The organism is Palleniella intestinalis (genome assembly GCF_013166595.1).
GTDB lineage: Bacteria > Bacteroidota > Bacteroidia > Bacteroidales > Bacteroidaceae > Prevotella > Prevotella intestinalis.
The window spans coordinates 304,872-324,041 of the sequence record NZ_JABKKG010000001.1; the positions used below are offsets into that span (position 1 = coordinate 304,872).

The window sequence follows — 19,170 nt, forward strand, 5'->3', positions numbered from 1 at the left end:
GCGCTGAAACACAATACCATTATGACTGTAAAAGAAACTATCACCACAGGTAAAGCCATTCTCGGAATCGAGTTTGGCTCTACCCGTATAAAGGCTGTTCTCATTGACGAGAACAACAAGCCTATCGCACAAGGCTGCCATGAATGGGAGAACTCTCTCGTTGACGGACTGTGGACCTACTCCATTGAGGAAATATGGTATGGCTTGCAGGACTGCTATGCAAACCTTGTGAAGGATGTCAAAGCACAGTACGATTGTGTCATTGAGAGCCTTTCCGCCATAGGAATCTCTGCAATGATGCACGGCTACATGGCATTTGACGAGAACGACAAAATCCTTGTTCCTTTCCGTACCTGGCGCAATACAAACACAGGAAAAGCGGCAGCGGAACTTTCCGAACTGTTCGTGTACAACATCCCATTGCGCTGGAGCATCTCCCACCTCTACGAATGCATCCTTGAGGACAACGAGCATGTCAAGAACATCAAATACCTTACCACACTTGCCGGCTACATCCATTGGCAGCTGACAGGCAAGAAAGTCCTCGGTGTGGGCGATGCGTCAGGCATGCTTCCTATTGACCCGGAGACAAAGGACTACAATAAGGAAATGGTTGAGAAGTTTGACAAGCTTATCCGTCCAAAAGAATACTCTTGGAAACTGCTTGACATACTGCCGGAAGTCCTTTGCGCAGGTGAAAATGCAGGAGTGCTTACCGATGAGGGAGCAAAGAGACTTGATGTCTCCGGAAACCTGAAGGGTGGCATCCCTTTCTGCCCGCCGGAAGGTGACGCAGGAACAGGAATGGTTGCGACAAATGCCGTAAAGCAGCGCACTGGCAACGTGTCCGCCGGAACGTCATCTTTCTCTATGATCGTCCTTGAAAAGGACCTCAGCAAACCATCAGAGATGATTGACATGGTAACCACTCCTGACGGTTCACTCGTAGCCATGGTCCACTGTAACAACTGCACATCGGACATTAACGCTTGGGTGAAACTGTTCAAGGAATACCAAGAGTTGCTCGGCGTTCCTGTAGACATGAATGAAGTCTACGGCAAACTCTACAACAATGCCATGACCGGTGACGCTGACTGCGGTGGCGTACTGGCCTACAACTACATCTCCGGCGAACCTGTGACAGGACTTGCAGAAGGACGCCCGATGGTTGTCCGCTCCGCCAACGACAAATTCAATCTTGCAAACCTGTTCCGCTCACATCTCTATGCCACTGTCGCAGTACTGAAACTCGGCAATGACATTCTTTTCAACGAAGAGAAAGTAAAGGTTGACCGCATAACAGGCCACGGCGGACTCTTCAAGACAAAAGGCGTGGGACAGCGTGTACTCGCAGCCGCCCTCAACTCCCCTATTTCCGTAATGGAAACCGCCGGAGAAGGCGGAGCATGGGGCATTGCACTTCTTGCAAGCTACCTTGTCAACAAAGAGTCAAAGTCCCTTGCCGACTATCTTGAATATGTTGTGTTTGACGGAAACACAGGCACAGCAATATCACCAACACCTGAAGATGTGGAGGGCTTCAACAAATACATGGAACAGTACAAGGCTGGTCTTGCCATAGAGCAGTCAGCTGTTGAACATAAGAAATAACCAAACATAAAAGCAACAATTTAACCATGAACGACAACAAGACAATGCAACTTGCTGCAGACAACATCCGTATCCTTGCAGCATCAATGGTAGAGAAGGCTAAATCCGGCCACCCGGGCGGTGCCATGGGCGGAGCAGACTTCATCAATGTCCTTTACTCAGAATATCTTAACCACGACCCACAGAACCCGGAATGGGTAGGCCGTGACCGCTTCTTCCTTGATCCGGGCCACATGGCTCCTATGCTCTATGCCCAGCTTGCACTGACAGGCAAGTACACACTCGACGAGCTTGCACAGCTTCGCCAGTGGGGCTCACCTACCACAGGACACCCGGAGTTCGAGATTGCACGTGGCGTGGAGAACACCTCAGGCCCTCTCGGACAAGGCCACGTGTTCGCTGTCGGCGCAGCCATCGCAGCCAAGTTCCTTGCAGAGCACACCGGAAACCCTACATTCAAAAAAGAGACCATCTATGCCTACATCTCTGACGGCGGCATACAGGAGGAAATCTCACAGGGCGGCGCACGCGTGGCAGCCGTGCTTGGTCTGGACAACCTCATCATGTTCTATGACTCCAACGACATCCAGCTCTCAACAGAGACAAAGGAAGTGATGTGCGAGGACACAGCAGCCAAGTACAAGGCATTCGGCTGGGAAGTCATCGAAATCAACGGTAACGATGTTGACCAAATCCGCAAAGCCATTGAGGAAGCAAAGAAAGTGCAGGGCAAGCCGACCCTCATCATCGGCAAGTGCATCATGGGCAAGGGCGCACTCAAAGCTGATGGCACATCCTACGAGTCCGACTGCAAGACTCACGGCGCTCCTCTCGGCGGTGACGCATACATCAACACTGTCAAGAACCTTGGCGGCGACCCTGAGAATCCATTCGTAATCTTCCCTGAGGTACAGGCGATGTACAATGCACGTGCGGAAGAACTGAAAGCTATCGTTGCAGAGCGTTATGCAGAAGAGAAGGCATGGGCAGAGGCAAATCCGGAGAAGGCACAGCAGCAGGCAGACTGGTTTGCAAACAAAGCTCCACAGATTGACTGGACAAAGGTCAGCCAGAAGGCTAACGATGCAACACGCTCTGCATCTGCGGCTTGTCTTTCTGCACTCGCCGAGCAGGTGCCAAACATGATCTGCGCTTCCGCCGACCTCTCCAACTCCGACAAGACTGACGGCTTCCTGAAGAAGACACACGCCCTGACAAAGGACGACTTCTCCGGAGCATTCTTCCAGGCAGGCGTGGCAGAGCTCACCATGGCATGCTGCTGCATCGGCATGGCACTCCATGGCGGCGTTATCCCTGCATGCGGCACATTCTTCGTATTCTCCGACTACATGAAGCCGGCAGTGCGCATGGCTGCACTCATGCAGCTCCCTGTCAAGTTCATCTGGACACACGATGCATTCCGCGTCGGTGAGGACGGCCCTACCCACGAGCCTGTAGAGCAGGAGGCACAGATTCGTCTCATGGAGAAACTCAAGAACCATGCAGGCAAGAACTCTGTCCTCGTACTCCGCCCTGCCGAGGCAAAGGAGACAACAGTCGCTTGGGCCATGGCAATGGAGAACACTGACACTCCGACAGCCCTCATCTTCTCCCGCCAGAACATCACCGACCTCCCTGAAGGCAATGACTACGAGCAGGCACGCAAGGGCGCCTACATCGTGGCTGGCTCTGACGAGAACCCTGACGTCATCATGGTGGCTTCCGGCTCCGAAGTGTCCACACTCGTCAGTGGTGCAGAACTTCTCCGCAAGGACGGCGTAAAGTGCCGCATCGTAAGCGTACCATCAGAAGGCGTGTTCCGCAACCAGCCAACCGAGTACCAGCAGACAGTCGTGCCTGCAGGCGCTAAGGTGTTCGGCATGACAGCAGGACTGCCTGTAAACCTCCAGGCATTCCTCATCGGAGCAGACCCCAAGTCCACAATCTGGGGACTCAACAGCTTCGGCTTCTCAGCTCCTTACAAAGTGCTTGACGAGAAACTCGGCTACACAGCAGAGAATGTCTACAACCAAGTAAAGGCTATTCTCTAAACCCACACACTAAGAATCCGGTGCTCTGAGGCGAAAAGCCTCAGAGCCTATCTCTAAATCCTAAAATTTAAAAACTATGGAAATCAAGAAAGTAGGACTCGCAAGCGATCACGCTGGCTACCCATTGAAGAAATTCGTTGAGCAATACCTCGAAGAGAAAGGCTACCCTGTGCAGGACTACGGCTGCTGGAGCGACACAAGCGTTGACTACCCTGACTATGCACACGCCCTGGCAGAAGGCATCGAGGACGGCATCTGCAATGTCGGCATCGGCATCTGCGGCTCCGGCGAAGGCATGGCCATCGCCCTCAACAAGCATCAGGCAGTGCGTGCAGGACTCGCATGGTGCCCGGAAGTGGCAGGACTCTGCCGACAGCACAACGACGCCAATGTCATCGTGCTCCCGGGACGCTTCCTCAACAACAATGAGGCAGAGAAAATCCTTGACACGTTCTTCAAGACAAATTTCGAAGCAGGACGCCACCAGCGCCGTGTAGAGAAAATCTCAGGAAAATTCAAACTCGTGTTTGACAAGTAAGACCAAGAGCACTCCCCCCCTCCGCCATGTCAATCACAGCGGAGGACAGCGGGAAAAGAGCCATTCATAAAAAACAAAAGTCCGTAATCCCAACAAGGCATTACGGACTTTGTTTTTTATTATAAGCACAATGCGATTACTCTGACAAAAGGTGACACTTCACTGTACAAAAGATCACACATGACTTTGCAAAAAATGATACTTCATAGCTTAAAGTGTCACCAAACATTTCCCAATAAAATCTTTGTTGCTTTTTGAATGAAGCTGTATTGGTTTCTTATATAGCACAAAAAGGTGTAATATCTGCCAAACAACAAGCGATATAATACTGATTATGTTCATTCTCTGGCAACAGGCAGATAAGGAAGTTTCACAATAAATTCCGTTTCAGTCTCCGTTATCACAACCTCAGCACCATTATTCCGAAACTGCTCACGCAGGTTCTCTATCCCCATTCCTGTGCCATTCGCGCAAGAAAGTCGGTTAATACGGTTACGTACAACCACATAATCTTGTTTTGCTTCTACCACTATCTCCAACGGGTTAGTGCTATTGCACACGTTATGCTTGATTGCGTTTTCAACCGACATCTGGACTGCTGCCGGAATAATCATTCTGTCCCCATGCTCACCGTAATCACCAATGGCGATCTTAAGGTTGTCCTCAAACCTAATCTGCTGTAGGAAAACATACTCGCTTGCAAACTTCAGTTCGTCAGCAACTGTAACAACATGTTTGGTGCGTGTTGACAGCAAATATCTGTACACATTGGAGAGCCTTTTGGCAAACAAGTTTGTCTTGTCAGGACTTTCATAAGCCAATGAGGCTATCACATTCAGGCAATTGAAAAGAAAATGAGGGTTTATCTGGTTTTTCAATGCCTCATACTGATACTTCGCTTTCTCCTTCTCTATCTCCAGAAGCCGCTTGCTGTCATAGGAATGCCGCACTCCAAACTGATACAGCTCAACGCACAACAGAATCACCCCGCCGACCAGCAGACTTGGCATCACCAGCCGGAGGAAATCAAGATTCTCATTCAGTGAAAACAACGCATTGACCAATATGCTCAGTCCGGCAATCACAATGCCTGTGGCAAGAAAGTCCACACAAATCTTCCATGCCGGAGACAATTTGAAGAACCGCGATGTGAGGTTCATAACGCAAATATCAAGATAGACAATGACAATGCATGACGGCAAGTTCAATATGAACGATGTGGCAAACTTTGAAGTTGGAAAGCCCTCTGGACCTGCTGATACTGTGAAAAATGTAAGCAAGCACAGCAAAAGCACCGCCATAGACGCACTCACCAGTATGAATGCCCGCCTGATTCTTTTATTTATCTTCATCAATCAAATGTCTCCGTTCAACCATTTCGTCACTTGCAATGCCCGTTCCCTGCTTACGAGAATCGGGTTCGGGCTGTCAGGCTTGGTGATGACTTTCAGCCGTCCACCAAACATTTTCGCAACCCTTGCCACGGCTTCTATGTTGCAGATATAAGCTCTGGACACTCGGCAGAATACTGCCTTGTCCAGCATATCGGCAAGAGTCTCTATGCTCATGTCAATGATGTACCGCTTCCCTGCAAACGTATTGGAATAGGTGTACCCCTCCTCACTATTGAAAAAGGCTATATCCTTTGCTGCAAGCGACAGCATATCATCACCCACTCTTACAAGAAAGCGGTCTTTTACTGTCCTGCAAACCGTCTCCCTCTTTTCAGACATTCCGGCAAAGATGCGCTCAAATTTCAATATTGCAGCTTCCAACTCTTGTGCATCGATTGGTTTAAGAAGATAATCTATGCCATTGACTTTGAAGGCATTCAATGCATATTCATCATACGCCGTAGTGAATATAACCGGGCCTTCATAGCCTGTCTTGTCAAATATTTCAAAACTGACACCGTCTGTCAGTCGAATATCAGCAAACACCAAATCGGCTTTATGCTCATCCCCGTCCAATAAAGAAACAGCGGATTCGACACTTTCACACCATCCGGCACATTCATAGTCAGGGCGAATCCTTGTGACCATCCTCTTCAGTTCGGTCATGGCAAGGCGTTCATCTTCAATTATCAGATATTTCATAACATAATAATGATAAAGCGGTTTAAATTCGTATTTTATCCCAGCAGAAAACTGTGGTGTCGTCTTAAGGCGATATTTGTTTGTATCGCCGCCACTGAACAGGTTATCTATTTTACGCTCTTGTATGGAAGAATTGCGCAGCAATACGCCTCCGGCTCCTCCAAGAAGCGAGAATCCTTTTCCCAAATCCATGTCAACGGCCAGCAGAGAGCGAATCATAAACATCGAATAAAGCATGTCTTTGCCGTCATGCTTTATGACAGCCGACATTCCGTCAAACTCTATCGGTGTTACGTCCATAGTCAACCTTTCATTTGCTTTTATCTTGACATTCGCCTTCACACCGTTAGAAACATTAAGCAGCAGCTCCACCCGTCCCTTTAACTGCCAATTAAGATATCCCATAGGCATCACCATTGGAGCCCCGTAGGAATTTGTGAGACCTGCACCGAGGCCCACACTGAAATTGTCGGTAAGATTATATGCAAAGATAGCGCCACCATTGGCAAGGACACTTTTGAATGAGACATTGTTTGTTGGAGCATATATGCCGGCACCCAATGAAGCTATCAGCATCCAATTCTCACTGAGATGCCGAATGTGTGACAAAGAGACATTTGAGTTTATTATCCTTGACGGATTCAATTCGCATGCCAAACCAGAATTGCCAAGCCATCCATGCGTTACAGTCATTGTAGCATTCCAAACACGAGGCTTGCCATAGTCGTCAAGTTTTACAAACAATGGAATATTGACACGAGCCTTGACACGCTGAAAATCGCCCTTGCCACAGATTTCATTATCACTGTTACGAAAAGAACTGTTCATGAAATAGTCCCACCGAATCGTTACTTGACCAAACGCTGCAACAATCACAAATGTGCTGCAAACTAATAAAATACATCTTTTCATTTTCTCAGACCCTTTTATAAGTTGTCTGCAAAATTAAGATGTTTTTCGCTTATCTCAAAGCAATATCCTGTGAACCGAACAGTTGAACCTATGAACTACAAGATTGATTGGTTGAATCGAATGCACTGCACAAGCATGTCATTCCGCCATACGAGCGCCTCACAGAGGGCTTTTTCTCACAGTTCCTATCTTGACACCGTAACTTTCCGCTGCGCTGCGTAGCTGCGCCTCATAGTGGAAAGCGATGCTGCCGACAAACGACACAGGCAGGTCGGGACGATTGTATGGCAGGATGTTCTTTGCGAAGAAAGATGAGAGGTTTTCTTTCACAATGTCCTCCACGATGCTGTTATCAAGGTGCTTGTTAATGAATGGAGACAGCGACGCAAGCCACCTGTTGGGAATGGGGGTGCGGTAAACTCTTTCGATAATGCCCGGCATGTCTATGCCGTATTCTTGTTCAAACTCCGCCCGCAGTGCCGCCAACAATGGATTCTTATACAGAGCATTCAGGAACAGCCTGCCAAGCACGGCGCCCGAGCCTTCATCACCAAGGACATAGCCGAGGGCCGGTGTTTGCGCGAGCACCTCCCGCCCACTCCACAGGCAAGAGTTTGCCCCCGTGCCCAGGATGCATGCGATCCCCTCATTCTCGCCACAAACAGCCTTTGCCGCTCCAATGATGTCGCTGCCGACAACTATGTTCATATTGTCACCAAAGATTCTCCTCAAGCACCCCTCCATCTTTGGTGCAGAGGAAGGCAGGCAGCCACTTCCATAAAACTCAATTGCACCGACATGCAACATTTCAGGATGCTCACGGACAAGATCCACAAGCACCTTCTCTATATCATGTTCCGCGACATGGACAGGATTCAATCCTTTTGTCGTATATCTGCCAATGCGAACATCTCCGTCACGCAGCACCCAATCGACTTTCGTGCTGCCACCGTCAGCCAACAAAATCATCATTTTAATGTTTTTTACCATTTTTATTTCTGCAAAAATAATAAAAATACCCATAAGCCTCCAATAGTTTACAAATATTTTTTGTAACTTTGCAGAATATTAAGTCCTTTTACTATATTAAATTCAATTGATCATATCATAACAACACAGAAAGCCGACAAGCTGCAAAAGCAAACACAAGACATGAAAATACGTTCATTCTTACTTATATTGATGCTGACGGTCATTGTCATCCCGTCGGAAGCTGTACTGAAGGAGAAAGACCTCACACAGACACTATCCATCCTGCGCAACGAACTGGAAAAGGCACACAATGACCTTGGAAAAGATCAGAAGCGACTCACCGAGGCCAGCGACAACATACGCAAACAGATTGTCGAGACAATGAGCCGCGCTAACCAGAATGCCCTGATGCTCTACTCGCAGAAGCAGGATTTCGTGTTCGACCTCACCTATGCCTGCCATGAAGCGACAGACCAATACAACAAATTCCATAACGATGCATTGCCATTCCGCCAATGGGTGAACAAGTCAAACGTGGAAGTGGCACGCTACGACTCACTGATACAAAGCCTTTCAACCATGCCTGTGATAATGCTTGACGAAAGGGCGAGGATAGACCGCAATGTCTGCCTGGCACTCGCTGTCAACATACGGCGCATGGTGCAGGAGAACTCACAGACGCTGCAAGAGTACATGAGGTACTACCAGATGTCCGAGACGCATCTGAAAAACCTCAATGACTATGCACAGAAACGTTACAGCGACATTCAGAACAGCATCTTCCGCAACGGAGACGAGAACTATCTCGCCATAATAAGCAATCTGCGCAGCCACCTTTCAAACACAAGGCTGACAGTAGAGGACAAATACACGACAGACAAGAAGGCGAGGTCGCAATGGGATGCAGGAGTGATAGGATTCCTCTTTGGCGCAATCCTCGTTTACGGAATAATCGCTGTCATATTGAACCAGATCATTATGCGGCTCATTGTCACACGCCTCATGCACCGCGGACTGTTCAACGAGAGCATAAAGACAAAGTTCTTCGCCAAGCGCGCCTGCATCATCATGACAACGACTGTTGTCACATTTGCCGTCATCCTGAACCTGATAAGTGCGGTAATGGAGCAGAATTTCATCCTTATGGCAAGCAACCTGCTCACGCAGTTCGCATGGCTCATGAGCGTGATACTCATCTCTATCCTTATAAGGGTGGAGAGTGAGCGGACAATGAAGACATTCTTCATCTATCTGCCACTGCTCTTTATGGGATTCATCATCATTGCTTTCCGCATAGTGCTGATTCCTAATGACATCGTCAACCTGTTCCTGCCACCGCTGCTCCTTGCATGCATGATATGGCAGGGCTACACAATAAAGAAATACCGCAGCCTCGTCCAGAAAAAAGACAGCTACTACGCTCTCATTTCTCAAACTGTCTTTGTCTTGTCTGTGATCTGCTCATGGATAGGCTACACACTGATGTCTGTGCAGATTCTCATCTGGTGGATCATGCAGCTCACATGCATCCTGTCAATCACTTGCCTGAAGGACTGGTATTCAAGGCTTGCGGCACGAAAGGAAATTAGCTCCATGCCTATCACAAAGACATGGTTCTACTACTTCTTTACAAAGGTCATCACTCCGACAGCGGCTGTCGGTTCGTTCCTGCTGAGCATCTATTGGGCGGCAGAGGTGTTCAACCTCACTGACATGACACGGAAGGTGTTCCTCGAGAAATTCATCAACTCCGAGAATTTCGTCGTGTCGCTGAACAGCATCTCCATCGTGATCATACTGTGGTTTGTGTTCAGCTACCTCAACTTCATGATGAAATCTTTGGTGCGCTACCACTACGACAAGATTGACCGTCAGAATGCTGAAAGCCGCTCCGTGATGTTCGTCAATGTCATTCAGGTACTCATACTCGGAGCATGGTTCCTCATCTCTCTCTCCATCTTCCATGTGTCAAACGAGTGGATTGTCGTCATTTCGGGAGGATTCTCAACAGGTATCGGTTTCGCATCCAAGGATATTATTGAAAATATCTATTACGGCATCTCACTCATGGCGGGCCGCATACGCATCGGCGACATCATTGTCTGCGACGGCATACGCGGCAAAGTGAAGAGCATCTCCTACACCTCGACAATGATTGAGGCTGTCGACGGCTCCGTGATAGCGTTCACAAACTCACAGCTGTTCACCAAGAACTGCAAGAACCTGACCCAGAACCATGGATTCGAGGTCTCTGTCGTGGAAGCCGGCATCGCCTACGGGACAAGCGTCGACCTTGCCCGCAAGCTCATTGTCGAAGCGGTCTCAGCACTGCCGTGCGTGGACAAAACAAACGGGCATAAGGTCAGCGTGCTTCTGAAAGAACTCTCGGACAGCTGCGTGACACTGAAGATTGTCAGCTGGGTCCATGCGCAGACAGCTGCTGCTGACAGCTGTACCATCCTTGAATGCGTCTACAACACTCTTAACAAAAACAACATCGAAATTCCGTTCCCACAACGCGATATACATATTATCCCAGCAGAATGAGACATTTTGTTACAATAATTGTCCTGTCCCTCTTCGCACAGACAACCTTTGCCGATGAAATTCCTGTCACATCTGACAGCATAGTTGTCAACGAGCTGCGTAAGGACGGGGTAACGTTCACAAACGACAACGATGTGAAACTGCTTATGACAGGACAGGAAAAGTTTGACGACATGTTCGAGGCAATCCGCAATGCCCGCCGGTCCGTACATCTCGAATACTTCAATTTCCGCAACGACTCCATAGCGATGCTCCTCTTTGACATTCTGGCAGAAAAGGCAAAAGAAGGTGTCGAGATACGTGCGCTGTACGATGCGTTCGGCAATTCCTCAAACAACCGGCCGCTAAAGTCCAAGCATATCACCGCCCTGCGTAAGCGTGGAATACAGATTTACGAGTTTGACCCGATAAAGTTCCCATGGCTGAACCACATCTTCGGCAGAGACCATCGCAAGATTGTCGTCATTGATGGAGAGATTGCTTATACCGGAGGCATGAATGTCGCCGACTATTACATAAAGGGAACGCCTGTCGTAGGAGCATGGCGAGACATGCACTGCCGGCTGACAGGCTCGGAAGTGAACACACTGCAGGAGATATTCCTGCGTGCGTGGCATAAAGTCACCGGCGAGATTATCGTTGACAAGAAATACTTCAACGCCACAAAACGGGAATACTCGGACGGCGGAATCGCTCTCAAAGGCGACATGATGTGCGGAATAGTGAACCGTGAGCCGCACCTCTCACCAAAGGCTGTAAGACAATTCTATCTGCACGCTTTTGACGCAGCGCAAGACACAATACGGCTCATAAACCCATACTTCACCCTGATTCCGAAGATTAAGAAAGCCATCGTCCGCGCAGTGAAGAGAGGCGTAGTAGTACAGATTATGGTTGCCGAGCCAAGCGACATCCCGCTGACTCCGGACTGTGTCTTCTACAATGTCAACAAACTGCAGAAGAAAGGCTGCCAGGTGTGGGTCTATCAGCCGGGATTCCATCACACAAAGGTCATCATGGTCGACGGAAAGTTCTGCACCGTAGGCTCTACAAACCTTGACGCACGCAGCCTGAAATGCGACTATGAGGAGAATGTCGCCATCATCGACAAGAGTGTGACAAAACAATTGTCCGACATGTTCGACAACGACAAGAAAGACTCTTTCCAACTCACGGAAGGAGTATACAAGAAATGGAGAACCCCATGGCAAAGGTTCCGCGGATGGTTCGCACATCTGCTGAGTCCTTTCCTGTAAAAAAAAACAAACGTATGAAACTGACAATAAAGAACATCGAATCGATTCACGAGACAGCACGTGAATTCATCAACAGCATCGGAGACCACCGCGTCCTTGCCTTCTATGGAAAAATGGGAGCAGGAAAGACAACCTTCACAAAAGCTGTCTGCGAGGAACTTGGCGTGACAGATGTCATCACCTCACCGACATTCGCCATCGTGAATGAGTATACAGCCGGGAACGGTGAGCCTGTCTATCATTTCGATTTCTACAGAATAAAGAAACTCGAAGAGGTTTACGACATGGGCTATGAGGATTATTTCTACAGCGGAAACCTCTGCCTCATGGAATGGCCCGAACTCATCGAAGACCTTCTTCCCGAAGATGCGCTGCGGATTGCCATAGAGGAGAATCCTGACGGCACACGCACCGTAACATTCTGACAAGACAGTGGCAAGCCTCCGCATAAATACGGAATAACCTAATATTGAAAACCCCTTAAAACTAACAAACTATGTTGCGCTCTTCTGTAAAATACATCCACCTCCAAGAGACGGATTCAACAAACAACTACCTTCGCAAGTATTCCAATGAAAAAGGCAAAGAAATGACAGTCGTCAAGGCCGAGTACCAAACTGCGGGCAAAGGCCAAGGCACGAATGCATGGGAAAGTGAAGCAGGCAAGAACCTTCTGTTCAGCGTACTCTCCCACCCTAAGCATGTTCCTGCCAACAGACAGTTCATCCTCTCCATGGCAATCGCCCTCGCGGTGAAAGACTCTCTCCACCACCTCATCGGAGATGTACAGGTGAAATGGCCCAACGACATCTATTGGCACGGACACAAAATGGGTGGCATACTCATTGAGTGCACCCTCTCAGGAGGAATGGTGAAGGACTGCATCATGGGCGTCGGCATAAATGTCAATCAGGAAGAATTCGTCACCGTCGAGAAACATCCGCTGTCACTCATACACATCATACACCGCAAGACAAACCGTGAAGTGCTGCTCCACGACATCATCCATAACCTTCATGACTATCTGTTCCGCATCGAACACAAGCAGTACGACTTCATCCTTGCTGAATACGAACAGTCATTGTACCGTGGACGAGGATACCACAAATACCGTGATGCAAACGGAACGTTCATGGCACGCTTCATCTCCATTGACCCAACAGGACATATCAACCTCAGAGATGACGACGGCATGCTGAGGAACTATGCCTGTAAGGAAGTAGAGTTCTTGGACGAGGAAGAACAGTACTGATTCCCAATCATTTGCACAAGCAAAACAAAGTGTTGCCTTTGACACTGCAAAAGGTAACACTTTACCATGCAAAACATTACCATTCACAAGCCAAACGGTAACCTTTTGCAAAACATGGCAGAACACATCAAAATATCAACACTAAAAAGTTATACTCATAATGGCAAGATTCAAACGCATTCTACTCAAGCTCTCAGGCGAAAGCCTTGCCGGAGAACAGAAACAAGGTATCAACATTGAACGTCTCAACGACTATGCACGCCAAATAAAGGAAATAGCCGGAATGGGAGTACAGATAGGCATTGTTATCGGCGGCGGCAACATCTTCCGCGGACTTTCAGGCGCAGGAAAAGGATTCGACCGCGTAAAGGGTGACCAGATGGGCATGTGCGCAACAGTCATCAACTCACTCGCACTTTCCAGCGCACTCGGCGCTATCGGCCAGAAGAACCGTGTCCTGACAGCTATCCGCATGGAACCTATCGGCGAATTCTATTCAAAGTGGAAGGCTATTGAAGCCATGGAGAACGGCGAAGTAGTCATCATGTCCGGAGGAACAGGCTCACCTTATTTCACAACAGATACCGGTTCTTCACTTCGTGGCATAGAGATAGAAGCGGACGTCATGCTCAAAGGCACACGTGTTGACGGCATCTACACCGCTGACCCGGAGAAAGACCCGACTGCGACAAAGTTCCATGACATCACATACTCTGACGTAATAGCAAAAGGGCTGAAAGTGATGGACATCACCGCAACGGCAATGTGCATGCAGAACGACCTTCCTATCTATGTCTTCAACATGGATATCCTCGGCAATCTGAAGAAAGTGATTGACGGAGAGGAAATCGGCACACTCGTGCATAACTGATGAATCTTGTCCTGCTGTCCGGCAAACATGTACAACACATTATCATTCTTCTGGTTCAGTCATGACAAAATCACTCATCTGGTTCAGTTGTGACAAAATCATTCATCTGATTCAGTTGTGACAAAATCATTCATCTGATTCAGTTGTGACAAAATCATTCATCTGGTTCAGTTGTGACAAAATCACTCATCTGGTTCGGTTGTGGCAAGTCCCTATCCTCACATACAGCAAATGTAAAATGTAGCAGAGCCACAATCCTCACATACAGCAACAGGATTTCGCTGCAAGGTGTGGCGGAGCCACAGCCCTTATGGTAACCGCCGGCTTCAGCCGTGCGGATTAGAGCTAATCTCCATTAGTTGTGTGGCAGCGCCACACTCCTTTATTGTGGGCGGAAGGAATTGAAACAGAAAAGAGTGTGGCGCTGCCACATCTTATGAGAAACATTTCCTATGAAAATTTAACTTGGGGAGTTTTACCGGACAACAATATAAATCTTACAAACACGACAACACATTTCCGGCATATTCTGCCGGAAAAAATGATTATGAGACATCATTACATAAGAACCGCCGTTACAGCCATTACCCTACTCTTGGCTGTAACGGCTTTTGCCATTCCTGCAAAACGCGTATGGCGCACAATGCCACTTACTGACGGAACAACAATAAGTGCCTTGCTCGTCGGCGACGAAAACGGCCATTGGTATGTTGACGAAAACGGAAAAACTCTTGCCAAAAACAGCGAGGGCAAACTGTACTACCTCACTGCAGAGCAGAGTGAAACCTTGAAAAACACACGGCAAAACCGTGCACACAAGAACAACAACCGAAGGATTGCACGCCGTGAAGCTGCTATGGCAAAAGCTTCCAATGGCAAAAAGAAAGCATTCGGAGTGCCGACAGAACTTATTGGTTCAAAGAAAGGTCTTGTGATACTCGTGAACTTCTCTGATAAAACGATGTTGCCAAAGCACACTCTGTCTGTGTTTGAAGAACGGTTCAACAAAGAAGGCTACAATGCTCCGGGATATATCGGCTCTGTCCATGATTATTTCTACGACCAGTCCTATGGCAAGTTCGACCTGACCTTCGATGTAATCGGACCTCTCACGGCAAGCAAAAGCCATAGCTATTACGGTGGAAATGACAGCTATGGCGATGACAGCCATCCATGCGAGCTTGTCATCGAAGCTCTTAAACTTGCCGACAAGGCAGTGAATTTCTCCGACTATGACTGGGACGGCGACGGCGAAGTGGATCAGGTTTTCGTTATTTATGCCGGAACAGGTGAGGCGGCAAGCGATGTTGAAGACGACATCTGGCCACACGAATGGGCATTGTCAGAAGGGGCAAGCTATGGCGACGGCACTGGCGCGCAGACTCTTGACGGTGTGAAGATTGACACTTATGCTGTCTCTTGCGAGCTTGGAAGCACCACAACTATCGACGGTATCGGCACAGCATGCCACGAATTCTCTCATTGCCTCGGCTATGCAGACCTTTACGACACGGACTATTCCGGAGGTCAGGGAATGATGAGCTGGGATTTGATGGACTCAGGTTCTTACAACGGACCAAACCAACACGGCGAAGTGCCTGCCGCATTCACATCATTCGAACGCTGGTGGGCAGGATGGCTTGATTTCATAGAACTGGATTCTCCGACATACATCACCGGTATGCCGGCACTGAACGATGAGCCTGTCGCATATAAAATAACAAACGACGCACACCTCGATGAACATTATCTTCTTGAAAACCGTCAGGCAAAGCGCTGGGACAGCTATACAGCAGGAAACGGAAACGGCACAGGTCACGGAATGCTTATCCTCCACGTTGACTACGACAAGGGCACATGGCAGCAGAATGCTCCCAACGACATGGCATCAAGGCAGCGCATGACATACTTCGCAGCCGACAACAGCTATGGCACATTGGTAAATATTGGCAACGGCATGAAAGCATACAGCGCAACCTATGCACAGCTGGCGGGCGACCCGTTCCCGGGAACAGGAGGACATACCGCATTCACAGACGAGACAAAGCCTGCTGCCACACTGTACAATCCGAATACCGACGGTTCAAAGTATATGCACAAACCAATTACCGACATCACAGAATCAAGCGATGGTCTCATATCATTCACATTCATGGGCGGCATGCCTTCACCAACATTGAATGATGCGACAAACATCACAGCCGGCAGTTTCACCGCATCATGGTCAGAAGTGAAAGACGCTGACAGTTACACACTTAAGGTATTCCCTTACACAAAACCTGCCATTGAAGAAGCAGAATTGCTCAGCAGAACATTCAACTATGATGTGACATCCGACAGCAACAAAGACATTTCAGGCAGCATCGGTGATGACTGGAGCGGCTCAAAATTGTATGAATCGCCCTACGGCATAAAGATTGGAAGCAGCAAAAGCGGAGTGCATAACATAATAACTCCTGCCGTCTCACCACAGTCCGGCAATATAACCATCTATACAGAGACGAAACAATATGGTAATGACAATAAGAATATGACAGTCATGCTTGCCGACCCACAAACAAAGGGCGTACTGACAAAAGCCGACGGAACAATGTACGCAAAGAGCTTCACCACAGATGCTATACAGACACCAACAGCCGTAACTTTTGAATACGATAAGGACTGCCGTATAATCCTCGAACCAACAAAACGTGTTTACCTCAAGAAAATAGCTGTCTATGACGGTAATTTCACACTTGAGGACATACAAAGTGTGACTTCTGCAAAGACATTGCCGTTGCTTGCTACCATAACAGAAAACGACGGTACTATCATCATCGAAGAAATCACAGGCAACCATTACACACTTACCGGACTGACATCTCCACAGTATCGGTTCATGGTAAAAGCTGTATTCGGTGACAAAGAATCAGCATGGAGCTCGCCAAAAACCGTTGAACTGCCTGGCACAGGTATAGAATCCGCCGAAGCAGAAGACGGCATTGCAACAAACAGTATATACAGCATTTCAGGTCAACGCCTTGGAACAGACAAATCATTCCTGAAGCCGGGAATATATATTGTGGGAAAGAAGAAAATAATCATCAACTGACACATCTCTCCTTTATACCATTTTTCATTAAGTGTGCGCCAAGAAATACCAATGCAGTGTTTTTTAGGCGCACACTTATTTTTCTAATCATTTAGCGGGCAGTAATAATCTTTTGAGTTCAACGAATTGTCAACCATCTGAGGAAATAAAAAATACTCTTAAAAGCACCGTGAAACGGTGCTTTTTATAGCATTTTACTTTTTACCAGATAAAGCAAATTCGTCTAACTCACGTTAATTAATGCCCAGTAAATGTTATAAAGAAACCAAAACTCCTCAGCGACAGCCACAAATCAGTCACAAAAAAACATGTTTACCAAATGAAAATTTCCTTATTGATTTTAACTCAAAACCTTATTGATTTCATAACAATATCAACAATGTTTTGAGATCAAACTATATTTATAACAAAATCTATTATTTTTTTTACTGGACACCACGAATTATATAGCATTGGTTGTCATAGCTTTTTACACAACCGTAATAAAATAGGGCTGCGTCATTATGACACAGCCCCACTTTTATTGAGAATTAAGATTAATTACTATTTTTTGCCGTTGTGGCTATAAATATACGCAGCACCCTTACCCTGGGTCTCAGCAGTACCTTGATAAACTGTAAGAGGGCCATAGATAACCACATTGTCGCCAACTGCTATCTGAGGGTCTGTCTCAGAGTTCCATTTATTGCCACCAAGATAGTTAACCTGGTAAGCCTCAAATTCTACTGACTTGTCACCCTTATATGAACCATCATCAGAAATCCAGAATGAACCGTTGCCGTAAGCAGGGTCGAAGCCGCCCTTAACGAGTTCACAGACGACACCCTTGATATACACCTTGCTGGTCACACCATTTTTTGCAGCCTCAATAGCCTGAAGGACAGTCAAAGGATTCTCAAGCGTACCCATAGTACCCTCCTGAGAGATATTCAGTTTCACTTCAACGGCGAACTCTCCAAGATTTGCCTTTACAACTACGCTGGCAGAACGTGGGCAACCATCAAGAGCGTCACAACCGAAATTGAAGCCGTCTGCTCCTGTTCCGTAATAGTGAAGCCACGCTGCATCATATTCAACAGATACATTATCAGCATTAATCATTGCAGGTACAACAAACTTACCGCCATCTTTGCTAACGGAAATATCTGTTTTCTCCATCTTTATTACCTCAGGAGCAGGATCCTTGGCAGGAACAAGATATGGACGAAGGCTTCCGTCAGAGAAACCAGAATAGGCACCTATGCTTGTATAACTTACAGAGTAAGACATAATATGTGAAGTGTTTGACTCAATATTGTAAGCCTGTGGACCAATCTGGCTGACTTTCCAAATATACTCACCACCAGTTGTAGCACGGTAGAAGTTATTGTAGTTACCAGACTGGTAAAGATAACCGCCTTCTGAATCAGAAAGGTGGAATCCGCCATCAGTCTTCTTGAATGTGTAAACATTGGCTGCTGTGCTTGACAAAGTTCCATCCTCTGCAACAAAAGCATCATCACAATAGATATAAGCATATGAACTCGCACTGCCAATCTCTGTTGCACAAGGCTTTGCCACTACCCACTTGTCACCTGTATTGAACATAATCCAATACTTGCCTTCCTTAAAGTCCGGATAACTTACCCCCTGCTGCTGCACATTGACAATCTGGCGGTTATCATTGCAATTAATGAAGAAAGAGCCTTCATTTGACAATTCTGTTGCAACTGTTGTGACAGTGATCGTGTTCTCTCCAGCAGTGCCACTCATAGGAACAACATCAAAGCCTTTTGGCACATCACTAATTGTCCAATCGCCAGAAGTTGTCAGAATGAATGACTGTGAGCCACCCTCCTGGGGGAAGGTTATATAGCTGCTGCTCACATGGATATCATCCAAATATGTTGGTGCAAAATCCTCGCTACAGCTAACTAATCCAAATGTTAAAACAGCGATGAGTGCTGCAAATATATTTTTGATTTTCATTTTCT

The 19,170-nt window shown here is 47.4% G+C and carries 13 protein-coding genes; 9 read left to right on the plus strand and 4 right to left on the minus strand.

Translation table 11 applies throughout. The features are described 5' to 3' along the window. The first annotated feature begins 21 nt into the window (after positions 1–21). From HPS57_RS01380 to rpiB, 3 genes are all read left to right on the plus strand, one after another. On the plus strand, positions 22–1,611 hold the full coding sequence (locus tag HPS57_RS01380; protein ID WP_172179443.1) for a xylulokinase: 1,590 nt from the start codon (positions 22–24) through the stop codon (positions 1,609–1,611). 26 nt (positions 1,612–1,637) lie between these two features. After that, the gene (locus HPS57_RS01385; RefSeq protein ID WP_172179445.1) at positions 1,638–3,662 is read left to right on the plus strand and encodes a transketolase family protein; all 2,025 of its coding nucleotides are present in this window, start codon (positions 1,638–1,640) and stop codon (positions 3,660–3,662) included. A gap of 76 nt (positions 3,663–3,738) precedes the next feature. Further along, positions 3,739–4,200 (plus strand): ribose 5-phosphate isomerase B, encoded by a 462-nt coding sequence (rpiB, locus tag HPS57_RS01390; protein ID WP_172179447.1) that lies wholly within the window; start codon positions 3,739–3,741, stop codon positions 4,198–4,200. Between the two features lie 338 nt (positions 4,201–4,538). Here rpiB and HPS57_RS01395 read toward each other — a convergent pair whose 3' ends face one another. The 3 genes from HPS57_RS01395 to HPS57_RS01405 form a co-directional block, all read right to left on the minus strand. Then, positions 4,539–5,552, minus strand: coding sequence for a sensor histidine kinase (locus tag HPS57_RS01395; protein ID WP_172179449.1), 1,014 nt, complete (start codon positions 5,550–5,552; stop codon positions 4,539–4,541). Between the two features lie 3 nt (positions 5,553–5,555). After that, entirely contained in the window at positions 5,556–7,208 is a 1,653-nt protein-coding gene (locus HPS57_RS14495) for a DUF6268 family outer membrane beta-barrel protein (protein ID WP_369811420.1), read from the minus strand. A gap of 159 nt (positions 7,209–7,367) precedes the next feature. Beyond that, entirely contained in the window at positions 7,368–8,180 is an 813-nt protein-coding gene (locus HPS57_RS01405) for an ATPase (RefSeq protein WP_172179451.1), read from the minus strand. A gap of 180 nt (positions 8,181–8,360) precedes the next feature. Between HPS57_RS01405 and HPS57_RS01410 the strand changes: the two genes are divergently transcribed. The 6 genes from HPS57_RS01410 to HPS57_RS01435 all read left to right on the plus strand — a co-directional run bounded on the left by HPS57_RS01410 (position 8,361) and on the right by HPS57_RS01435 (position 17,197). After that, the gene (locus HPS57_RS01410) at positions 8,361–10,727 is read left to right on the plus strand and encodes a mechanosensitive ion channel family protein (RefSeq protein WP_172179453.1); all 2,367 of its coding nucleotides are present in this window, start codon (positions 8,361–8,363) and stop codon (positions 10,725–10,727) included. Beyond that, positions 10,724–11,983, plus strand: coding sequence for a phospholipase D-like domain-containing protein (locus HPS57_RS01415; RefSeq protein WP_172179455.1), 1,260 nt, complete (start codon positions 10,724–10,726; stop codon positions 11,981–11,983). The genes HPS57_RS01410 and HPS57_RS01415 overlap by 4 nt, the downstream gene beginning before the upstream one ends. 14 nt (positions 11,984–11,997) lie before the next feature. Beyond that, a complete protein-coding gene (gene tsaE / locus HPS57_RS01420; RefSeq protein WP_135940464.1) occupies positions 11,998–12,408 on the plus strand; it encodes a tRNA (adenosine(37)-N6)-threonylcarbamoyltransferase complex ATPase subunit type 1 TsaE in 411 nt (136 codons plus the stop codon). A gap of 71 nt (positions 12,409–12,479) precedes the next feature. Further along, the gene (locus HPS57_RS01425) at positions 12,480–13,235 is read left to right on the plus strand and encodes a biotin--[acetyl-CoA-carboxylase] ligase (RefSeq protein ID WP_172179457.1); all 756 of its coding nucleotides are present in this window, start codon (positions 12,480–12,482) and stop codon (positions 13,233–13,235) included. A 160-nt stretch (positions 13,236–13,395) separates the two neighbouring features. Further along, on the plus strand, positions 13,396–14,106 hold the full coding sequence (gene pyrH / locus HPS57_RS01430; RefSeq protein WP_172179459.1) for a UMP kinase: 711 nt from the start codon (positions 13,396–13,398) through the stop codon (positions 14,104–14,106). Between the two features lie 547 nt (positions 14,107–14,653). Continuing rightward, positions 14,654–17,197 (plus strand): M6 family metalloprotease domain-containing protein, encoded by a 2,544-nt coding sequence (locus HPS57_RS01435; protein ID WP_172179461.1) that lies wholly within the window; start codon positions 14,654–14,656, stop codon positions 17,195–17,197. A 543-nt stretch (positions 17,198–17,740) separates the two neighbouring features. Here HPS57_RS01435 and HPS57_RS01440 read toward each other — a convergent pair. Then, the gene (locus HPS57_RS01440; RefSeq protein ID WP_172179463.1) at positions 17,741–19,078 is read right to left on the minus strand and encodes a BACON domain-containing protein; all 1,338 of its coding nucleotides are present in this window, start codon (positions 19,076–19,078) and stop codon (positions 17,741–17,743) included. Positions 19,079–19,170 lie beyond the last annotated feature (92 nt).